Annotated in this window: 23 protein-coding genes; 14 read left to right on the top strand and 9 right to left on the bottom strand. The window is 53.5% G+C overall.

The window, feature by feature from the left end; translation table 11 throughout:
- Nucleotides 1–91 precede the first annotated feature (91 nt).
- The 14 genes from H6868_07110 to H6868_07045 all read left to right on the top strand — a co-directional run bounded on the left by H6868_07110 (nt 92) and on the right by H6868_07045 (nt 13,018).
- Nucleotides 92–892 (top strand): DsbA family protein, encoded by an 801-nt coding sequence (locus H6868_07110; protein MCB9989085.1) that lies wholly within the window; start codon nt 92–94, stop codon nt 890–892.
- A 15-nt stretch (nt 893–907) separates the two neighbouring features.
- Entirely contained in the window at nt 908–4,381 is a 3,474-nt protein-coding gene (smc, locus tag H6868_07105; GenBank protein ID MCB9989084.1) for a chromosome segregation protein SMC, read from the top strand.
- Nucleotides 4,382–4,384: 3 nt separating this feature from the next.
- Entirely contained in the window at nt 4,385–4,741 is a 357-nt protein-coding gene (locus H6868_07100; protein ID MCB9989083.1) for an AtpZ/AtpI family protein, read from the top strand.
- A 17-nt stretch (nt 4,742–4,758) separates the two neighbouring features.
- Nucleotides 4,759–5,505, top strand: a complete 747-nt coding sequence (locus tag H6868_07095; protein MCB9989082.1) for a F0F1 ATP synthase subunit A — start codon at nt 4,759–4,761, stop codon at nt 5,503–5,505.
- 71 nt (nt 5,506–5,576) lie between these two features.
- On the top strand, nt 5,577–5,807 hold the full coding sequence (locus tag H6868_07090; protein ID MCB9989081.1) for a F0F1 ATP synthase subunit C: 231 nt from the start codon (nt 5,577–5,579) through the stop codon (nt 5,805–5,807).
- A 19-nt stretch (nt 5,808–5,826) separates the two neighbouring features.
- Entirely contained in the window at nt 5,827–6,462 is a 636-nt protein-coding gene (locus H6868_07085) for a hypothetical protein (protein MCB9989080.1), read from the top strand.
- A 1-nt stretch (nt 6,463) separates the two neighbouring features.
- Nucleotides 6,464–6,952: a hypothetical protein gene (locus H6868_07080; protein ID MCB9989079.1), complete on the top strand. Its 489-nt coding sequence runs from the start codon at nt 6,464–6,466 to the stop codon at nt 6,950–6,952.
- 42 nt (nt 6,953–6,994) lie between these two features.
- Nucleotides 6,995–7,624 (top strand): nicotinate-nicotinamide nucleotide adenylyltransferase, encoded by a 630-nt coding sequence (locus H6868_07075; GenBank protein MCB9989078.1) that lies wholly within the window; start codon nt 6,995–6,997, stop codon nt 7,622–7,624.
- Nucleotides 7,625–7,843: 219 nt separating this feature from the next.
- Entirely contained in the window at nt 7,844–8,311 is a 468-nt protein-coding gene (gene rsfS / locus H6868_07070) for a ribosome silencing factor (GenBank protein MCB9989077.1), read from the top strand.
- Nucleotides 8,312–8,345: 34 nt separating this feature from the next.
- Nucleotides 8,346–8,783, top strand: a complete 438-nt coding sequence (locus tag H6868_07065) for a 23S rRNA (pseudouridine(1915)-N(3))-methyltransferase RlmH (protein MCB9989076.1) — start codon at nt 8,346–8,348, stop codon at nt 8,781–8,783.
- Between the two features lie 151 nt (nt 8,784–8,934).
- The gene (locus H6868_07060; GenBank protein MCB9989075.1) at nt 8,935–10,005 is read left to right on the top strand and encodes a peptidoglycan DD-metalloendopeptidase family protein; all 1,071 of its coding nucleotides are present in this window, start codon (nt 8,935–8,937) and stop codon (nt 10,003–10,005) included.
- Nucleotides 10,006–10,130: 125 nt separating this feature from the next.
- Nucleotides 10,131–11,459: a S41 family peptidase gene (locus H6868_07055; GenBank protein ID MCB9989074.1), complete on the top strand. Its 1,329-nt coding sequence runs from the start codon at nt 10,131–10,133 to the stop codon at nt 11,457–11,459.
- An 18-nt stretch (nt 11,460–11,477) separates the two neighbouring features.
- A complete protein-coding gene (locus H6868_07050; protein ID MCB9989073.1) occupies nt 11,478–12,512 on the top strand; it encodes a divergent polysaccharide deacetylase family protein in 1,035 nt (344 codons plus the stop codon).
- A 23-nt stretch (nt 12,513–12,535) separates the two neighbouring features.
- Nucleotides 12,536–13,018 carry an RNA pyrophosphohydrolase gene (locus H6868_07045; GenBank protein MCB9989072.1) on the top strand — a complete coding sequence of 161 codons (483 nt, stop codon included), beginning with the start codon at nt 12,536–12,538 and terminating at the stop codon, nt 13,016–13,018.
- Nucleotides 13,019–13,027: 9 nt separating this feature from the next.
- Here the strand turns inward: H6868_07045 and tolB are convergent, their stop codons facing one another.
- The 9 genes from tolB to H6868_07000 all read right to left on the bottom strand — a co-directional run bounded on the left by tolB (nt 13,028) and on the right by H6868_07000 (nt 20,359).
- The gene (tolB, locus tag H6868_07040) at nt 13,028–14,344 is read right to left on the bottom strand and encodes a Tol-Pal system protein TolB (protein ID MCB9989071.1); all 1,317 of its coding nucleotides are present in this window, start codon (nt 14,342–14,344) and stop codon (nt 13,028–13,030) included.
- Nucleotides 14,344–15,234, bottom strand: coding sequence for an energy transducer TonB (locus tag H6868_07035; protein MCB9989070.1), 891 nt, complete (start codon nt 15,232–15,234; stop codon nt 14,344–14,346). Before H6868_07035 ends, tolB begins: the two co-directional genes overlap by 1 nt.
- Nucleotides 15,235–15,243: 9 nt before the next feature.
- A complete protein-coding gene (tolR, locus tag H6868_07030; protein ID MCB9989069.1) occupies nt 15,244–15,690 on the bottom strand; it encodes a protein TolR in 447 nt (148 codons plus the stop codon).
- Between the two features lie 3 nt (nt 15,691–15,693).
- Nucleotides 15,694–16,380 (bottom strand): protein TolQ, encoded by a 687-nt coding sequence (gene tolQ / locus H6868_07025; GenBank protein MCB9989068.1) that lies wholly within the window; start codon nt 16,378–16,380, stop codon nt 15,694–15,696.
- A gap of 58 nt (nt 16,381–16,438) precedes the next feature.
- The gene (locus tag H6868_07020) at nt 16,439–16,840 is read right to left on the bottom strand and encodes a YbgC/FadM family acyl-CoA thioesterase (protein MCB9989067.1); all 402 of its coding nucleotides are present in this window, start codon (nt 16,838–16,840) and stop codon (nt 16,439–16,441) included.
- Nucleotides 16,841–17,108: 268 nt separating this feature from the next.
- On the bottom strand, nt 17,109–18,146 hold the full coding sequence (gene ruvB, locus H6868_07015; GenBank protein ID MCB9989066.1) for a Holliday junction branch migration DNA helicase RuvB: 1,038 nt from the start codon (nt 18,144–18,146) through the stop codon (nt 17,109–17,111).
- A 103-nt stretch (nt 18,147–18,249) separates the two neighbouring features.
- Complete coding sequence (gene ruvA / locus H6868_07010; protein ID MCB9989065.1) at nt 18,250–18,873, bottom strand: Holliday junction branch migration protein RuvA; 624 nt, start codon at nt 18,871–18,873, stop codon at nt 18,250–18,252.
- A gap of 39 nt (nt 18,874–18,912) precedes the next feature.
- Nucleotides 18,913–19,428, bottom strand: coding sequence for a crossover junction endodeoxyribonuclease RuvC (gene ruvC, locus H6868_07005; GenBank protein MCB9989064.1), 516 nt, complete (start codon nt 19,426–19,428; stop codon nt 18,913–18,915).
- 178 nt (nt 19,429–19,606) lie between these two features.
- Nucleotides 19,607–20,359 (bottom strand): YebC/PmpR family DNA-binding transcriptional regulator, encoded by a 753-nt coding sequence (locus H6868_07000; GenBank protein ID MCB9989063.1) that lies wholly within the window; start codon nt 20,357–20,359, stop codon nt 19,607–19,609.
- Nucleotides 20,360–20,526: the final 167 nt, after the last annotated feature.

The following is a 20,526-nucleotide window of genomic DNA, read 5'->3' as shown; positions in this document are numbered from 1 at the left end:
TCTTGACTTTTCTTATATTTATCTTGATTTTCAACGTTCAGCCTTTTACATCATTTGAGTAAGAAACCTTTTTTATGACAAGGATTTTTCGATGCCTGACAAAAGCAATAGCAATAAGATCGTTTTGATCGTCGCCAGCATTCTGGTGGCGGGTGCTTTGATATTCGCAGCGATGTCGATGGCGCCGCAAAGCAATGCTGATAATAATGAAACATCATCCCCTGCTCTTGCCGTTGTAGAGGAAGAGGTGGACGCGATGCCAGTGCCGGAAGAATCTGCGGATGAAGTAACGGAGGCTGTGGAATCCCTGTCTGATGAGGCGGCGGTGGCTCCTGTTGTCGCGGCGATTGATCCGCAGCACGTTTTACGGGTAACGGCGCTGGGTAATCCCGACGCGCCGGTCAAAATCGAGGAATTCGCATCTTTGACGTGCGGCCATTGTGCCCATTTTCACGCCGAAAATTACGAGAAACTCAAGGCTGAGTATATCGACACCGGCAAGGTTTACTTCGTTTACAACGATTTCCCCCTGAATGCGCCGGCGATGGCAGGGACGATTATCGCACGCTGTTTGCCGGAAGATCGCTATTTCCAGTTCGTTTCGTTCCTGTTTGAAACGCAAGATAAATGGGCTTATCAGGACGATTACCTGCAAATCCTGAAGCAAAACGCCAAATTGCTGGGTGGTAATGAGACGGTGCTTGATGCCTGTCTGGATGACGAGAGTTTGCGGGCCGGCGTGGCTGCCCAGATGCAGGAAGCGCAAAAGAAATATGATATCAATTCGACGCCCAGCATTGTCCTGAACGGAGAGAAGACCCTGCGTGGCAGCATGCCTTATGAGCAGCTCAAGAAAGAAATTGATGCGCTGTTGCCGGCTTCGGAAAAATAAGGACAAAATCTGCGCATGATCCAGTTTAACAAGCTACGCCTGCAGGGATTTAAATCCTTCGTCGAACGGACCGAAATGGAAATCGGGCCGGGGTTGACGGGCGTGGTCGGGCCAAACGGATGCGGGAAATCCAATCTGGTCGAGGCACTGCGCTGGAGCATGGGAGAGTCGTCTTCCAAACGGATGCGCGGCGGCAGCGCCAGTATGGATGATGTGATTTTTAACGGTACATCCACCCGTCCGGCGCGAAATGTGGCCGAGGTTTCCGTTTTGCTGGACAATACAAAGCGGACGGCCCCTGCCCCGTACAACAACAGTGATGATATCGAGGTTGTACGCCGGATTGAGCGCGATCAGGGGTCTAATTACCGGGTGAACGGTAAAAATGCCCGGGCGCGCGATGTACAGCTTCTTTACGCGGATATCCTGAGTGGGGCCAATTCGCCTTATCTTGTCTCTCAGGGCAAAATTACAACGATGATCCAGGCCAAGCCTCTGGAGCGGCGGATGCTGCTGGAGGAAGCCGCGGGGATTTCCGGTTTGTATGCGCGGCGACATGAGGCCGAATTGCGGCTGCGGGCGACCGATAATAACCTCAAGCGGCTGGATGATTTGCTGGGCGGGATGGAAAACCGCCTGAACGACCTGAAAAAGCAAGCACGGCAGGCTGCCCGTTACCGGAATCTGAGCGCCCAAATCAGGCAGCTGGAGATTATGATTGCTTGCACGGAATGGCAGCAGGCGCATGAGAAGCTGCGGGATGTGCATAGCCGTTTCGGGGAAGCGGAAAGCGCGGTGGCCACGCATATGACGGTCGTCAGCCAGCTTACCCGCACCCAGAATACGCAGGCGCAGGATCTTCCCGACCTGCGGCAGAGGGAAGCGGAAATGAGCGCGGCGCTACAGGCGCAAAAGTTGGCGCTGCAGCGGCTGGAAGACGAAGAGCAACGGCTGGAGAATGAGCTGGCGACGGCGCAGGGCCAGCTTTCCCAGATGGGGACGGACCGAACGCATGAGTGTTCAATGCTCGATGAAAATTCGCTGGTGCTTGAAAAGCTGGAAAAAGAAGAGGCTTCGCTGGCGGCGCGTCAAAGCGATGAGCAGGACGATCTGGCGCACCGGGCGGCTGCGCGCGAGGAACAGCAGGAAAAAGTAACGGCGCTGGAAAACGCCTATACGGCCCTGATGGAAAAGGCCGCGGCGGCCCGGGCCAGCAAGGACAGTCTTGATCGTCAGATCGGTCAGGACGAACAGCGTCTGGGCCGTATCCGGGACCGGTTGGCGACGGTCAGGGAAGAGTTGCAAGCTTTTCAGGATAGCGATCAAAGCGATGGGTCTGTTGAGGAATTGCGGCGCGTCATTGAATCCGGTGAGGATGCCGTTTTACGCCTGCAAAAAGATATTGAGCGCTTTACGGCGGAGGTAGAGACCGCCCGTGAAAGCCGTGAAGCCCAGCGGGCGGCTCATCGGGAGTCTGAAAAAGAAAAAGATAATAATATATCTGAAATCAATGCTTTGGAATCCGTTCTTAATGCAAATGATGAAGGTGGGTTCCGTCCGGTTATTGACGATGTGCGCACCGATGATGGTTTCGAAGCGGCTTTGTCACGGGCGCTTGGCGATACGCTGATGGCTTCGACCGATCCGGAAGCGCCGGTGGTTTGGCAGGATGCCGGAAACTCCGCCCTGCCCCCTTTGCCCGACGGGATTGAATCGCTGGTGCCGCATGTGAAGGCGCCCAAGGCGCTGGAACGGGCTTTGAGCCAGATCGGTTTTATTGAGGATGAGGCTGCCGGTCCGGATTTGATGAAAAAATTGGTGCCGGGCCAATCGCTGGTTTCCCGGTCCGGGGCTTACTGGCGCTGGGACGGCCTGCATATCAAGGCCGCGGCGGCGGATCGTCATGCTGTTCAGATTCGTCAGAAAAACCGTCTTTTGGAGCTGCAAAAAGCCCTGCCCAAACTGGAAAAAGCTGTCGAGGATCATGCCGCGCTTTGCAACCGGTGTGACGAGCAGCTTGGTGCGGCGCAGAATTCTCTGACGACGGCGCAGGCCGAATTGCGGACACAGGAAAGCGCTGTGAAGGAAAAACGGGCGGCACTGAACGATCTGGTGCAGGCGCAAGCGGCGCAACAGGCCGAGCGTGCGAAGCTGGAGGAAGCTCAATCTCTGGCGCAAGCGGATATGGTGGCTCTGGAAGAAACGCTGGCTGCGAATAAAGAGCAGCGCAGTGCTTTTGACGAAGAGAGTCTGGCGCAGCAGCAATCTGAAATTGAAAAAGCACGTACGGCGTTGTCGGAAGCGCGCGAAGCTCTGCAGGAAGCCATTACCGCGCACGATATGGGCATGCAGGAAAAATCACGCCGGGATGCCCGGCTGCGGGCGATCGCCGATGAGCGGATCAATTTGCAAAACCGCTGTATCCGGGCGCGGGAGCGGCTTAAAGAGCTGGATGAGCGGGAAGCTGCGCTTGTCGAACGTGTAGCGGATCTGAAAATTCGTCCGGCGGTGATCAAAAAGGACAGCGAAGCCCTGCTTTCAAAAATCACGGTTCAGGAACAGGAAAAAACGGTCGTTTCCGACAAGCTGGCGGCGATTGAAAACGAGCTGACCGAGACAACGCGGGCGTTGAAAGAAGCAGAGGCGAAGCTGGCTGAATCCCGTGAAGCCCGTGTGCATGCGCAGGCAACGGCGGCGGAGCGCCAAACTCATCTGGAGGAAATCAAGGCTCATATTGACGAGCATTTCGGTATGACGCCGGAAGAGCTTTCTGCTGAAGCGGCGCTTGATCCTGAAGCCCTGCCCCCGCTGGATGAGTTGAAGCAGCGAAAAGATTCCGACGTCCGTAGCCGTGATTTGATCGGTCCTGTGAATCTGCGGGCCGATACGGAGGCCGACGAGCTGGAAAAAGAGCTGGGCGGGATTTTGAACGAACGGCAGGATTTGCAGGAAGCTATTGACGAGCTGCGCGGCGGTATTCAGAAGCTGAACAAGGAAGCGCGGGAACGGCTGCAGACGGCGTTCGACCATGTAAACGGTCATTTCCGTGAGATGTTCACACGGCTGTTTGATGGCGGGAAGGCGCATCTGGCGCTAATCGAATCGGATGACCCTCTGGAAGCCGGGCTTGAGATTTATGCCCAGCCGCCGGGTAAAACACTGCAATCACTTTCCCTGCTTTCCGGGGGGGAGCAGACATTGACGGCGATTGCCCTGATTTTTGCGATGTTCCTGACCAATCCGGCGCCGATTTGCGTGCTGGACGAGGTTGACGCGCCGTTGGATGACGCGAACGTTGACCGGGTTTGTGATCTGCTGGAGGAGTTTGCTGAACGGGGTGAAACCCGCTTTATTCTGATTACCCACCACCGTTTGACGATGGCGCGCATGGACCGCCTGTACGGGGTAACAATGTCGGAGAAAGGCGTTTCGCAACTGGTGTCTGTTGACCTTAACCAGCAGCTTGATTTCCTGGAAGCTGCGGAATAAGCCATGGATGACAGGCTTGAAAAGCTTTCCGGCAAGATACTGGCTTTCCGGCAGAAGGAAGACAAGGAACAGGCTGACATCACAAAAGAAGAATACGAAGCCGATAACATGAACAGCGGCATTCGTGCCGGCGCGGAAATGGTCGTCAGTATCATTGCCGGCGTTCTGATCGGTTTGTTGCTCGATAACGCTCTGGGGACCAAGCCGTGGTTTTTACTGATCTTCATTTTTGGCGGGATTCTCGCCGGTTTTTTGGGTGTTTACCGAATTACTCAAAATTTTGACTCTTCGGTTGGTTATTCGCGGTTGCAAAATGGTCAAAAAGACGATACAAAGACGCCGGAAAACGAAGATAATTAACAAAAACGGAACCTCCTATGACCGACCCGATTCACCAGTTTGTGATTGTGCCGATCGTTGAACTTAATCCCGGCGGCGTGGATATCTCTTTCACTAATTCTTCTTTATGGATGGTGATCGGGATGGTTGTATCCGCTTCGTTTCTTTCCCTCGCTATTCGCCGCAAGGCCTTGATCCCCGGACGCATGCAGGTTTTATCGGAAATGCTGTATGAATTTATTGCCGGGATGATCCGCGAAAATATAGGTAGCAAGGGGCGTCAATATTTTCCGCTGATTTTCACCCTGTTTATCGTTGTGTTGATGGGGAATTTGCTGGGTATGGTGCCGTTTTCCTTTACCTATACCAGCCATATTGCTGTGACGCTGGCTCTGGCCATGATGATTTTTTTCGCTGTGGTTATCATCGGTCTTGCCCGGCATGGCCTGAAATTTTTCAGCCTGTTTGTGCCGCCCGGCGTGCCCGTTTTTCTGTTTCCGCTGATTATTCCTATTGAGCTGATTTCTTTCCTGATCCGGCCTCTTACCCTGTCTGTTCGTTTGTTTATCAACATGATGGTGGGGCATTTGCTGTTAAAGGTTGTGGCCGGTTTCAGCGTGATGTTGCTGGCGCTGGGCTTTGGCGGGCTTCTGGCGGGGACGCTGCCAGCGCTATTCAATGTGATCCTGATTGCTTTTGAATTTCTGATTGCCTTGCTGCACGCTTATGTTTTTACGGTTCTGTCTTGTATTTACCTGAAAGATACGGTTGATCTTCATCACTAAATATGCAGGATGGCGTCGGAATATTTATTGAAATTAATATCGTTAACTAACTGAAAAAGAGGAAACCTAACATGGAACTCGAAGCTGCTAAATTGATTGCCGGGGCGATTGCCCTCCTCCCGATTCTCGGGGTTGGTATCGGTCTGGGCCTGATCTTCTCATCTTACAATGAGGCTGTCGGTCGTAACCCAAATGCTGCGGAACTGCTGGACAAGAAATTCTTCCTGACCTTTGCGTTGACGGAAGCTCTGGCTATTTTCGCTTTGGGGATTTCGATCATTATCCTGCTGGGTATTTTCTAGTCATAAAGGATTTTCCTCCATGCGCGACGGCATGAAAGCTTTTACTGCTTTTGTATTTTGCACGGTCATGTTCGGCATGACGGCGGCGTTTGCTGCTGAAGAAGCCGGACATGAAGCCGCAGGCGCTGCGCATGGCGGGGATCATGCTTCTTCGGCCGGGATGCCGCAATTTGATGTAACAACGTACCCGTCGCAGATTTTCTGGCTGACGGTTACGTTCCTGATTCTTTATGTGTTCTTTTCAAGCCGGATATTGCCAGATATTTCCGGTGTTCTCGAAAACCGTCAGGAGCATATTAACGGTGACCTGAAAACGGCGGAACGTCTAAAAAAGGAAGCTGAAGAAGCTTTGCTGTCCTATGAGGGGAGCCTGAATGCTGCCCGGACCGAGGCAGCGGCGATCACGCAGGCCATGCACGGAGACCTTAAGAAGAAAGCCGATCAGGAAACCCGGAGGTTTCAGGAAAAAGCTGCTTCGGAAATGTTGTCGATGGAAAAACGCCTCGTCAAAGCCCGTGAGCAAGCCATAGAAGAGATGGATGATCTGGTGGCGTCTGTGGCCAGCGAAGCGGCCCATAAGATTGTCGGGATTGACCAGGACCTGAAAAAAGCCAGCAAGGTGGTTAAAACATTAAGCAAGAAAGAGGCTGCCTGAAATGGAATTGCTCCATAATCCTGCTGTTTGGGTTCTGATATCCTTTGTGATCTTTGCTATCATTGCTTATCGCTATGGCCGTGATGCCTTTCTTGCCAAGCTTGACGGGCGGATTGCCGAGATTCGTACGGATATCGAAACGGCTGAGTTGCTGCGGGTTGAGGCTCAAGAGCTTCTCGCCCAGTATCAACGCAAACAGCGTGATGCTGAAAAAGAAGCCGAAGCCATTATGGCGAACGCAAAAGACCACGCCGAAAGAATTCGCAAGCAGGCGGAAGCCGATCTAAGTGACAGCATGGCTCGCCGCGAACAGCAGCTGGAAGAGCGCCTGCACCGCATGGAACAAGCTGCGAAGCAACAGATTCAAGCGTATGCCGCGGAACTGGCTGTTAAGGCGGCGGCTGGCATTATTGCCGATCATATGGATGAAAAATCGGCGGCAAAGCTGATTGATCAGACTATCGGCGATATTTCTAAAAAAATGCACTAATCGCTGTAGCGATGTTCCGTGTCATCGGAGATAATATCGCTTATGGAACATAGCAGCCGCATTTTTTCTCCTCCTCATTTGCATGACAGTGCCCGCTGGGCCGGGATGCGGATCGGTTTGCTGGGTGGATCGTTCAATCCGCCGCATGAGGGGCATGTGCATATCAGCCAGATTGCTTTGCGCAGTTTAGCTCTGGATGCCGTTTGGTGGCTTGTTTCGCCGCAAAATCCTTTGAAATCCAGTCATGATTTGCAACCGTTCGTTCGGCGACTGCAGTTGTGCGAAGAGCTTACGGCGGCTTTTCCTCATCTTGTCGTTAGTGATCTGGAGCAGGAAACGGGCTTTAACCGGACCTTTGATACGCTTTGTATGTTGCGTTGTCACTTTCCCCGTACAGAGTTCGTTTTTTTAACCGGGATGGACAATGCCCTGTCTTTCCATCGCTGGCACCGCTGGCGTGAAATTTTAAAACTGACGGCGACGGCGCATATTGCCCGCCCGCCGGCGCGAAACCTGGTTAAATCCTGTCCGTTGCGTCTGTTGGCGACCCAAGAGCATGTTTTGCTTTCCAAGCCGGGAATGGTTTCACTGGCACCGGGGTTTAGTTACTGGTTATTGCAAAACCGGATGATGGAAATTTCCTCCACCGATATTAGAAAAAACATTATATAACAAAATGTTAATATGAATATCTTAATGTCATTTATTAACGGTAATTCTAACATTATCTTGCACGTCTGGTTGAATGGGCGTAAAATAGAGTTATGAAGGCAGATAAAAATATGACTGAAACAAGAAGGGGATGGAACTGACGTTGGTTAGCGAATACGTCATGGTCATGCCTGTTGTTACATCTTCGGAAACGCGGAACCCAAGCGCTTCGGCAGTAAAATGTCGCGGCGCTTTTTGCTGCTTTGTTCCGCTTGCCGTTATAACAAGGAGAACGCCGTTATTCTAGTTACAGGAAACAGGGCCAAAGGACTGGACCCGGAAGCATTGAAAGACCTTATCAGGGATTCTCTGGATGCCGATAAGGCCGAGGATATTGAAATTATCAACCTGACGGGCCAAAGCGCCCTCGCCGACTATATGGTTGTCGCAACAGGTCGTTCTTCACGGCAAGTGGGTGCCCTGGCAGAAAAGCTGCAGGATCGTCTTAAATCCGCCGGCGTTAAAGATGTTAAAATCGAAGGGAAAGACCTTGGAAACTGGGTGGTTTTAGATGCCGGCGATGTGATCGTGCATTTATTCCGGCCAGAGGTGCGCGGCTTTTATAACATTGAAAAAATGTGGAGTATGCCGCATCTGATGGATGCCTCGCACGGCAGCGGGAATTCCGCGCCGAATCGTCCTGTTTAACCCTTAATTTTGCAAACGCATCGAATTTTCCATGATACATGTCGATATCATTGCCGTTGGCCGTTTGCGTAAAGGCTCTCTTTTAAGCTTGTATGAGGAATATGCCACGCGGCTGCGGTGGGGTTTGACTCTTTATGAGCTTGATCCCAAAAAACCTCAGGATGAAGAAAAACTGGTTCTCGAAAAACTCGATCCGCAGGCTTTCGTTTTTGTTATGGATGAACGGGGGAAATCCCTGTCCAGTGAAGACTTTTCTCAGAAGATTGATACGTTGGCGGCGCAAGGACGTTCCCGTTTCCAGTTCGTGATCGGCGGGGCCGACGGTCATAGTCAGGCTGTGCGGAAACGGTCGGATTGCCTGTTATCTTTTGGCGCACAAACATGGCCGCATATGCTGGCCCGGGTTATGCTGCTTGAGCAAATTTACCGCGCCCAGCAAATTATCGCCGGGCATCCCTATCATCGGTCTTGAAAACATCAAATTAAAGCGAGCATTCTGTTTTGAACCCATTATAATGATGGGCATGCACCGGTTCGTTTTTCTTCTTTTTATCCTGATTTTAATGACGGCTTTGCCTGTTTTGGCTCAAGTCCCGCCGGTCCCTGCCCACAAGGATGTTTCGATGGAAACGCTGCAGGAAAATCTCCGGGTGGAGGAGCAGGAAAAAAAGCGTCTGGCTGAAGAGCTGAAAAAATCAAAATCCGGGCTGGAGAGCTTGAAGAACGAGCTTGTCAAGATCGGGAGGGATGTCCAGAAAAGCGAGGAAGAGCTGAGTGCTCTGGAAGATAAAATTGCCGGGCTGGAAACGGAACAGGAAACGTTGAGCGCTTCCCTGAAAAAAGATTATGGTTCGATCTCCGGCATGGTTCTGGCGCTAAGCCGTATGCGCCGGGTGCCGCCGGAATCATTGATTGCCCGTCCGGGCGCGCCTCTGGAAACGGCGCAGAGCGCCTTGCTGCTGCAAAGTGCTTTGCCGGCTGTTAAAAATCGTTCGGACCGCGTCGCGGCCGATATAAAGAGGCTTGATACGTTACAAAAGATTTTGGAAGCTGACCGGCAGCGGGCACAAAGCGCCCGTAGCGCGCTGGATGAAAAACAGCAAAAAATGACGGCATCCTTGAAACAAAGGGAAACCCTTTACAAGAACACCCAGAGCGATTTCGCGCAAAGCGAGAAAAGAATTGCGAGCTTGTCATTGAAGGCTCGATCTTTGCAGGATCTTCTGGACCGGCTGGAGGAAGATAAAAAACAACAGCAGGCACAGACCCATAAAAAAACCGCGGCCAAGACGGCTTCTTTACCGGCAACGGGGCCATCCCGCTTGCCTGTCGCCGGGACGATCAAGGTTGGGTACGGTCAACGCGATGAAATCGGGGCCAAAAGCGAGGGGCTGAGAATCGAAACCCGGCCTCATGCTCTGGTGACGGCTCCCATGGGTGGAAAAGTTATCTTTGCGGGTGCCTTTAAAAATTACGGGCAAATGGTTATCATAGAGCACAGAAAGTCCTATCACAGCCTGATTGGCGGGCTTGACCGCATTGATGTTCTGGCCGGGCAATCGGTCGATTCCGGAGAGCCTTTGGGACAAATGGCAACTACGACTTCTATTGGCGGCCGTCCCGCGCTATATTACGAACTAAGGTTTCAGGGGCGACCGGTTGATCCGGCTGTTACCTTGGCCCAATTAAATTAACTTCACTGACTTGTAAGGATATTAAAAGCATGTCTGTTTCCCGTTACGCCGTTGTCCTGTTCCTGAGTTTTTTCCTGTCTGTTGCTGCTTTTTCACCTGTTGCCTTTGCGCAGGAGGAAGAACGTATGGCCGGATCGACCGCGGAAAAGACAGGCAAGGAATACGATACCTATCGCCAGCTTAACTTGTTTGGCGACGTGTTTGAGCGTGTGCGGGCCGGTTATGTCGATGAAGTGTCTGACGAAGAACTGGTGGAAACCGCCATCAGCGGTATGCTGAGCAGTCTTGACCCGCATTCTTCCTATCTTGACGAAGATGATTTCACCGAGATGCAGGTTCAGACCCGCGGTGAATTCGGCGGACTGGGGATTGAGGTGACAATGGAAAACGGTCTCGTCAAGGTTGTTTCACCGATTGACGACACGCCGGCGTTTCGCGCGGGAGTTCAGGCCGGGGATTATATCACGAATCTGGACGGGGAAACCGTGATGGGGCTGAGCCTGAGCGAAGCTGTCGACAAAATGCGCGGCAAAGTCGGGACGGCTATTGATTTGACCGTTCGCCGCAAGGATGTTCCCGACCCGATCGAAATTACGATTGTCCGCGATGTGATTAAAATCCGGGCGGTTCGCTCAGAGATTATTGATAACAATATAGGCTATATCCGGATTACGACCTTTAACCAGAACACAATGAGTGGTGTCGAAGAGGCCGTGAAAAATTTCAAAAAAGAAATGGGCGACGGTATTGTCGGCTATATTATTGATCTGCGTAATAACCCCGGCGGTTTGCTGGATCAGGCGATTGCCGTTGCGGATGCCTTTCTGGATCGCGGCGAAATTGTTTCGACACGTGGGCGGCATGAGGAAGACACCAAGCGCGATAACGCTACGCCGGGTGACATCATCGACGGGCTGCCGATTGTTGTCCTGATTAACGGGGGATCGGCTTCGGCCTCTGAAATTGTGGCGGGAGCATTGCAGGATCACCGCCGGGCGATCCTTATGGGGACCCGTTCTTTCGGGAAGGGATCCGTGCAGACGGTTATTCCCCTGCCCGGTCATGGGGCGATGCGCCTGACGACGGCCCGTTACTACACGCCTTCGGGACGCTCTATTCAGGCCAAAGGGATCGAACCGGACATAACGGTTGAGCTGGCAAAGATCGAGACGATAAAAACCCGCGGCATGCATGAGGCTGATTTGCGCGGCGCTTTGGAAAACCCTGATGGGGGACAAGCCAAAAAGCCGGCGGGTGACGATGCAAAAGCCGCGAATGACAACGAGGGGGCTTCCGAAGATTCTGATGAAATTCAGGACTATCAAAAATCCCGGGCGATTGATCTGATCCGCGGCCTTTCCTTGTATGGCGACCGGATTCTGGAAGTTATGAAAGATAAAAGTGCCGATGAAAAAACGGCCAATGTGGAGAGCGATGCAGCAGAAAAGAAATAACAAACCGGACGCAGGGCTATGAGCGTTAAAACCCTTTCATGGTTTCAGGAAAACTTCTCGCGCAAGGCTTTTGTGCAAGGACTGGCTGCTGTTGGGGTTATATATGTTTTGCTGTTCGCTTTTGTCTGGCTGCAGAAAGATAAAACCGTTGACGGGCTGCGGGCACGCATGCCGACCCAAACGGTTTTAATCGAAGGCACGGGCGGTGGTATTGCCTCTCTAAAGGGGCTGCCGTCTCAATCTTCGCGCTCTGCCGTCAAGGGCAGTCCTTTGGCCAGCGGTGTTAGCGGGCTCTATGATAGTGGTTTGCCGGTTATTCGCCGCCGCGACGGGATGACGGTTTTTAAAGCCTATCGGCGCCCCTTTGATTTGAACGCTACCAAAAAGCCCGTTATTTCGTTGGCGATTGCCGATATGGGGCTGTCACAGGTTGCCACGGAATCGGCAATCCGGACGATGCCGTCGGATGTGTCTTTGATTGTATCGCCGTATGCCAAGGAATTGCCCTTCTGGGTCAAACAGGCCCGTGAAAAGGGTCATGAGGTCTGGATGAGCCTGCCTGTCGAGGCAAACGATTATCCCCAGCAAGATACGGGACCGAGCACCTCTTTGATCGGGGTTGATGAACGGGAGAACCTGAAAAAACTGACATGGCTGATGGGCCGGGAAGAAGGTGTTATCGGGTTTGTTACCGGTGATTCCCCGGCTTTTCTTGATATGCCGACGGATTTACGGCCCCTGCTCTCCGAAATTTACGGGCGGGGCATGGCCTTTGCCGACACCGGCAGCAATCACTCTTCGACCGCGCAGGCTATGGCACACGGGATGAGAGCTCCCTATGCGGCTGTCGACCTCTGGATTGATTCCGAGCCCACACCGGAGGCCATTCAGGCGGCCCTGAAACAGCTGGAAGATATAGCCCGTACCGATGGGCGGGCCAGCGGTATTTTCCATGCTTTGCCGCTGAGCTATCAAGAAGTTCTGAACTGGGCTGAAACCCTGCCCGCTTCCGGGTTTGTTCTGGCGCCGTTGTCGGCGCAGACCGGTTATTAATAAATATACGAAAGAGTTTAAATATGTCTGATGCGTCTCAGAGTCCGGCTTATCGTCCTTGTGTGGGGATTGCGTTGTTCAATGCCGCGGGACAGGTGTTTGTCGGCGAGCGCATTGATAATCCCGGCGCATGGCAAATGCCGCAGGGCGGGATTGATCCGGATGAACCTCTGGAACAGGCCGCTTTTCGTGAACTGGAAGAAGAGATAGGAACCGGCAAAGCCGAAATTATCCGCATTCATGAAGAGAAATGGAGCTACGATTTTCCGGACCACCTGCGCCGCAAGCTTTACGGCGGGAAATACCACGGACAGGTACAAACTTGGATTGCCATGCGTTTCACCGGAATGGATAGCGATATTGATCTGGCGTTTCATACCATGCCGGAATTCCGGGCGTGGCAATGGGTTGATCTGGACCGGGTTTTTGACCTGATCGTGCCGTTTAAACGCGATATCTACCAGAAGATCGTGGCCGCGTTTGGCGATGTACCGGATAGTCTCTAGCGGTTTTTCTTACGGATTGATCGGCGACCAGGCCGGGTCGGAACCGTTGCCCGGCGTCGGTAGAAGCCGTTCATTGTACCCCGTCAAATCAATGCTGTAGATCTTGGCAACCTTGTCACGTCCCCGTGTTTCCTTGAAGTATGCCAGAACCCGGCCATTGGGCGACCATGTCGGTCCTTCGACGTGATAGGCCGTGGTAATCAGGCGTTCGCCCTGCCCGTCCGGGCGGATCACGCCGATATAAAACTGGCCTTGATACATACGGGTAAAAGCGATCAAGTCACCGCGCGGTGACCAGACGGGGTTTGCATAACGTCCCTTGCCGAAGGTAATCCGTTTGACGTTCCCGCCATTGGCATCCATGGTGTAGAGCTGTTGACTGCCGCCGCGGTCGGATTCAAACACGACCTGGCGTCCGTCCGGCGAAAAGGACGGGGCGGTATCAATGCCCGGATGTGTCGTTAGTTGCCGGGATTTCTTGCTCGTCAGATCAACGACAAAGATATCGGTGTTGCCGTTTCGGGACTGGCTGATGATGACGCTTTTGCCATCCGGCGAGAAGCGCGGCGCAAAGGTCATTCCCGGAAAGTCTCCCAGAACCTGCTGTTTGCCGGTGTCGATATCGTACAGGTAAACACGCGGGCGGTTGTTGTAATAAGCCAGATAGGTGATGAGCTGCTGGTTTGGTGAAAAGCGCGGGGTCAAAACCATGGCGCGGCCATCGGTCAGATACTGGTGGTTGGCGCCGTCCTGATCCATGATGGCCAGACGTTTGACGCGGGCGTCCGCCGGACCGGATTCGGCGATGTAGACAATCCGTGTGTCAAAATAACCGTCTTCCCCGGTGATGCGCTTGTAAATCTCGTCCGAGATAATATGTGCAATCCGGCGCCAGTTTTGCGGCGTGGTTGTATAGGACATCCCGGAAAGCTGGCGTTCGCCAAAAACATCCCACAGGCGGAATTCGACCTTGGTCTGGCCGTTAGATGCTTTGGAGATAATGCCGGTTACCAATGCCTGGGCGTTGATCGCGCGCCATTCGGCAAAGCGCGGGCCGCTGGTGTTCAATGAGGCCGGATCCTGGATAAAGGCGCGCGAGCTAAGCGGTTTAAACAGACCGGAGCTTTCGAGGTTGTTGCTGACGACCATCGGCATTTTGCTGGCGAGGCTGTCATCAGCGCCCGGCTCGACATAAAATGTGCTGATCGCGATCGGCAGCGGGTCCATGGAGCCACGCGAGACGTTGACGTTGACTTCGGCTTGTGCGTGCGTGGCGAAAGCCAGTGCTACAAACATCATCAAAACAGGCAAAATCAGTTTTTTCATCACAACATCTCACTCGGGTCAAAGGTTACAACGATTTCTTTCCATTGTTCGTATTTGCCGGGGGGCAGATCCAGCGGGCTGCAGCGCGGATTACGCAGAGCACTGAGCGCGCTATCGGCCGCGGCCCGGAAATAGCTGTCGCCATTATAACGAAACTGATCGAGAATGCGAGCGCTACGGATCGTCCGGTCCGGATTCATGAAAAGCCGGATGTCGACGACAAGGTTTTCGGCATAACGTGCCCCCGCCAACAGATTCCAGCATCCTTCCAGTTGACGCCGCAGAGCGTCCATCTCGCTCATGGTCATGCGGTCGGCCAGCGAGGCTAGCGGTGAAGGCTTTTCCCCCGGTTCCACCGCTGTTGACGGGCCATCGGAGGCCTGCTCTTCCGTGGGCATCAGGTTGCGCAGGAGGGAGTCGAAATCTTCCTGCTCCTCTTCCGCGGTGTCCTGTGTCAGGACCGGCTGTTTCGGTTTGGGCTTGGCGGCTGGTTTTTTCGGCGGTTCGGGCGCTTTTTTTACGTCGCTGGGGGTGATAACATCGTCCGGTGATGTCGGGGCAACCGGTTTGGGCGGCGTTTTGGATGTGACCTGCGGCGCAACTTTTTTCAGCGGCTCTTTCTTTTCTTCCGGCGGTTTTTCCAGATCGTTTTTCTTTTGTTTTGACTCGCTGCGGGTCGGGATTTTGTTTGTCTGTGTGAATTCGGCGATATCCATGATTTCCACAGGCAACGGGTCAGGCGGCAATCGGCGGTCCGGTTTCACATACGGCAGTCCGATGGTGACAATAATTGCGACCATAATATGAAACAGGCCGGAGGCCACCAGCGCGGTTTTCGCCGGGGCCTCAATCGACAGGCCAGTATCATATGATGCGGAAACAGCAGACATGGTTTTAAATTATTTAGTCGGTTCAGAGAGCAAGGCAACCTTGCGGAAGCCGGCCTTATTCAGCGTGCCGAGGATATCCATGACCTTGCCATAGGACAGCCCCTGATCGGCGCGGATAAAGATGCGGCGGTCCGGGTCGCTGCCGGTCATTGCGGACAGCAGATTGACCAGACGGTCGCGTTTGACTTCTTCCTCGCCGACAAACAATGTGCCTTCGGTTGTGATCGTGATTTCCAGCGGTTTATTATCTTCGTCGGCGATTGTGTGGGCTTCCGAACGCGGCAGGTCTACCTTGACCCCGGCGGTCAGCAGCGGCGCGGTAATCATAAAGACAACCAGCAAAACCAGCATAACGTCGACAAACGGCGTGACGTTGATTTCAGCCATCGGGCGGTAAGCGCGGCTGCGCCCGCCTGCCGTGCCGATCCGTGATTTTTGTTGCACGCCTGCGCCCATGGATTATGCCGCCTTTTTCTTGCTGTCGACGGCGTCCAGATGGCGGGACAGGATTGCGGCAAAATCGCTGGTAAAACCGTCCAGACGGTCGGCGTAGCGATCAAGCGCGTTGGTGAAGATGTTGTAGGCAATTACCGCCGGAATAGCTGCGACCAGCCCCAAGGCCGTCGCGAACAGGGCTTCGGCAATCCCCGGCGCAACAACGGCCAGAGAGGTGTTGTTGGTGCTGGCGATCGAGGTGAAGCTGTTCATGATCCCCCAGACGGTGCCAAATAGACCGATAAAGGTTGCCGTTGAGCCGACGGACGCCAAAAACGTCATGCCGCGTTCCAGCGCATTCATTTCCCGGTTGATCGTGGCGCTCATGGCGCGTTCAACCCGCTGGCGCAGGCTGGCCTGCATGTTGGCGGATGACGGGATGCCTGCCGCTACGCCGGTTTGCCATTCTTCCATCCCGGCGCAGAAGGTTTTCAAGAGCGGGTCCATTTTGCCCTTTTTAACGCGGTGGTAGAGTTTATCGAGCGGTTCGCCCGACCAGAACGAATCGTCGAACTTTGCCGCGCGGCGGTTCAGGCTTTTCAATGTGCGGCGTTTTTCAAAGATGATCGCCCAGCTCCACACGGATGCAAACAGCAATATCATCATGACGAATTTGACAATCAAATCAGCCTGCAAGAACAGGCCGATCATGCTCATATCGCCGGAAAAACTTTCCCCAACGGCGCTTACATCAACTTCTCTATCCATATTATTTACTCTCCAAATACCGTTCCATGGCCGCCTTCAGCTTTGCGGGCATGCGCACAGGTTTAGCATTTTCATCGACGCAAACCAAGACAATATCCATCCAGAATGCCGGGTTTTCTGCGTTTTTTCGGAAAACTTCCTGTTTCATCGTAAAACTGGTGTTTTTCAGGCCTGTCACGCATGTCCTGACTGTTAATTCGTCTTCCAGATAACACGGTTTCAGATAGTGCGCATCAATATGCCGGACAACAAAAATAACGCCGGTTTGCTCGCGCAAGGTCGCGTTGGTGTGGCCGATTGCGTGCAGGAATTCAGTCCGGCCCCGTTCACAAAACTTCAGGTAATTGGCGTGGTACACCACGCCGCCGGCGTCGGTGTCTTCGTAATAGGCGCGGAATGATATCTCGTGTTTCAACGCTCTGACCTAGCTTATGTGAAGATGTCGGCCTTTGCCCGATTTGCTTTTCTTGCCAATCGATTCCCATCGTTGATCCCGGTTCAATGTGGCTCTTACCGGGATGAAGGGCTTGGGTGGCTCAGGAGGAACCTGTGAAGAAGACATCCCGGCAGTTGATAAAAGAGGTGAGGAATGTATAAAGCCTGCCGGAAGCGTCGCCGCGGCACAAAACAGTAATGTTGTCGTTTTCATGTTTACTCCCTTGTTTTTATATTTAATCCAGCATGTCCGTTTGTAAGGTTGGGCGCACGGGCAAACCAAGGTGCCGGTAAGCTTTTTCCGTTAGCATCCGTCCGCGCGGTGTGCGCTGGAGCAAGCCTTGCTGTAACAGATAAGGTTCGATGACGTCTTCGATGACGTCGCGTTGTTCGGATAAAACCGCGGCCATGGTGTCGATACCGACCGGGCCGCCATTGTAATTTTCAGCGATAGCCGATAAATAGCGGCGGTCCATGGCATCGAGTCCCGATCCGTCGACATCAAGGCGTTGCAGGGCAGCGTCTGCGGCCGCGGCGGTAATCTCTGTGTTCCCGTGGGCATGGGCAAAATCGCGGACCCGACGGGTCAGGCGCCCGGCAATCCGCGGGGTGCCCCGGCTGCGACGGGCGATTTCGTGGGCGCCCTCCTCCGTCAAATTCATGTCCAGCAAAGCGGCGGAACGGCGCACGATCAGGGTCAATTCGTCCGGGCTGTAGAATTCCAGGCGGAGCGGTATACCAAACCGGTCGCGTAGCGGACCGGTCAACAGGCCGGAGCGCGTTGTGGCGCCGACCAGCGTAAAGGGCGGCAGGTCAATCTGGACCGAGCGAGCGGCCGGCCCCTCCCCGATAATCAGGTCGAGTTTAAAATCCTCCATCGCCGGGTAGAGAATTTCCTCCACAGCCGGGCTTAGACGGTGGATTTCGTCAATAAACAGCACGTCATGGGGCTGGAGGTTGGTCAGGATCGCGGCCAGATCACCAGCCTTGGCAATGACGGGACCGGAAGTTGCGCGAAACCCCACGCCGAGTTCCCTGGCAACAATTTGCGCCAGCGTGGTCTTACCCAGTCCCGGTGGCCCAAACAGCAAGACGTGATCCATGGCATCGCCGCGGGATTTGGCGGCCTCGACAAAGACCCGCAGGTTATCACAAACGGCTTTCTGACCTGTGAAATCAGAGAGTTTTTGAGGACGCAGGGCGCTGTCCGCATCGCCGTCGGTTTCTAGTTGCTCGCGTTCGAGGTCCGGGTTTTTTTGAATCGGTTGGGTCATGTCCATTATTTAACCACCAAGGCATCAAGGCACCAAGGGTTTTATTGTAAAATGCCGTGTCATTCTGAACGAAGTGAAGAATCTAAAGATCCTTCGCTGACGCTCAGGATGACAATTCCTTTAAAGCCAGGCGAATTAAGGTTTGCAGGTCATCATTGTCGTTAGCTTTTTGTTTAGCCTGTAGTACGGCCTGATACGCATCGCTGCGGCCATAGCCGAGATTTATGAGAGCCGAGACCGCGTCATTGTCGATATTAGCAATATTGGCGGGCGCGTCGGGTTGGGCGGCGACTTTCCCTTTGGCAGGGGTCGGACTCAGATCAATCTTTGTGGCTTTGTCCTTTAGCTCCGTCAAAATCCGCAAGGCAAGTTTTGGCCCGACACCATCGGCGCGGGTCAGCACGGTTTTATCACCGGCGGTGATGGCAAAACCCAGCTGGTCGGGCGGCGAGACACTCAGGATTGCGAGCGCGGCCTTGGCTCCGACGCCCTGCACCGAGGTCAGCAGGCGAAACCATTCCTGTTCGGCGGCGTCACGGAAGCCATAGAGATTAAAAGCATCTTCACGGACGATGGTTTCGATCAGCAGCGAGAGCGGATCACCCGTCTGCCCGGCCTGTGCCAGGGTGCGGGCGCTGGCATGGACGAGATACCCCACCCCGTTCACATCGAGGATCAAGGTGTTTTGCGCGATGCTGTCGAGTATGCCGGATAATTTTGCAATCATGTTCTATCCTATCTTGTCATCCTGAGCGAAGTGAAGGATCTATTTTCCATCATTCACGAGATTCTTCGCTTCGCTCAGAATGACAGCCGTTTGAGAAAAATGGGCATGGCAAATGGCCACGGCCAGCGCGTCGGCCTCATCTTCGCTGACAGTGCCGCTGGCCGGTAATAGGGTACGGATCATCATGCCCATCTGGTCTTTGGAGGCATGGCCGTTGCCGACGATTGATTTTTTGACGAGGTTGGTCGCGTATTCATGGACGATCAGTCCCGTGCGGGCCGGGGCGAGCAAACAAACGCCCCGCGCCTGTCCCAGCTTTAAGGTCGAAGCCGGGTTTTTATTGACGAAGGTTTCCTCGACGGCGGCTGTGTCCGGATTCCAACCCTTCAGGACTTTGGCAAGGCCGTCATCAAGTTGTGCCAGCCGGGCGGATAAAGGCAGCTCTTTTGTCGTTTTAATCAAACCGGAGGCGATGAATTTCAAAGCCGAGCCGTGGGATTCGATAATCCCCCACCCTGTTTTTTGCAATCCCGGATCTATGCCTAAGATAAACATCAATAAGACCTGTCATTCTGAACGAAGCGAAGAATCTGCGATAAAAGATCCTTCGGTTCGCTTCGCTCCCTCAGGATGACAATCGTTTGTCCCGTACATGCGGACAAAGACAACGGCCAGAATCAGGATAACAGATTATCGGAACAGAACAAGAACAAATTTTTCGCTGCTGCAGATATCAAACGCTCATCAGTTTTTCCATGATTTCGTCGCTGACATCGAAATTGGTTGTGACGCTCTGGACGTCGTCGTGATCTTCGAGCGCATCAATCAGTTTCAGGACCGAGGAGGCTTGTTCTTCGTTGACTTCAGCCATGACGTTGGGCTGCCAGACGAGGCCTGAGCGTTCCGGTTCGTCAAATTTGGCAACCAGCGCCTCACGGACGGCGGCAAAGTCATCGGGGTCACAGGTGATTTCGTGGATTTCGTCACCGCTCTCACAATCGTTGGCGCCAGCTTCGACGGCGGCCTCAAACATGGTGTCGCCATCGGCCTTGTCAGACGGGTAAATGATTTGCCCTACCCGGTCAAACATAAAGCCGACAGAGCCGCTTTCGCCAAGGTTCCCTCCGGATTTGGAGAAGATCGAGCGCACATCCCCGGCTGTCCGGTTTTTATTGTCGGTCAGGGCTTCTACAATGACGGCTACGCCGCCGGGACCATAGCCTTCATAACGGATTTCGACGTAATCGTCGCCTTCGCCGCCGCCGACCCCCTTCTGGATGGCATTTTCGATGTTGTTTTTCGGCATGGATTGGCCGCGGGCCGTCGCAACTGCCAGGCGCAGGCGCGGGTTCATGTCCGGATCGCCGCCGCCCATTTTCGCGGCCACGGTGATTTCCCGTGCCAGCTTGGAAAAGATCTTTGCGCGGATTTTATCCTGCTTGCCTTTGCGGTGCTGGATGTTTGCCCATTTGGAGTGACCGGCCATTTTATATATTCCTGTGTGTCTTTAGATTTTATTGTGTTAAACCCGGCGCTCAAAATGCCGGATTTTCAGGAAAACCGCAAGCCTGAACACATTTTCGCATCACTTTTTTGTGCGGCCGGCGGTGTTTTGCTAATTGAAAATATTAAGTTTTTTTCAACAAAAAGACA

It is taken from the genome of Rhodospirillales bacterium, from assembly GCA_020638175.1.
GTDB lineage: Bacteria > Pseudomonadota > Alphaproteobacteria > Micavibrionales > Micavibrionaceae > JACKJA01.
The sequence above is the reverse complement of the archived record's forward strand: the minus strand, read 5'-3'. Positions and strand labels throughout refer to the sequence as shown.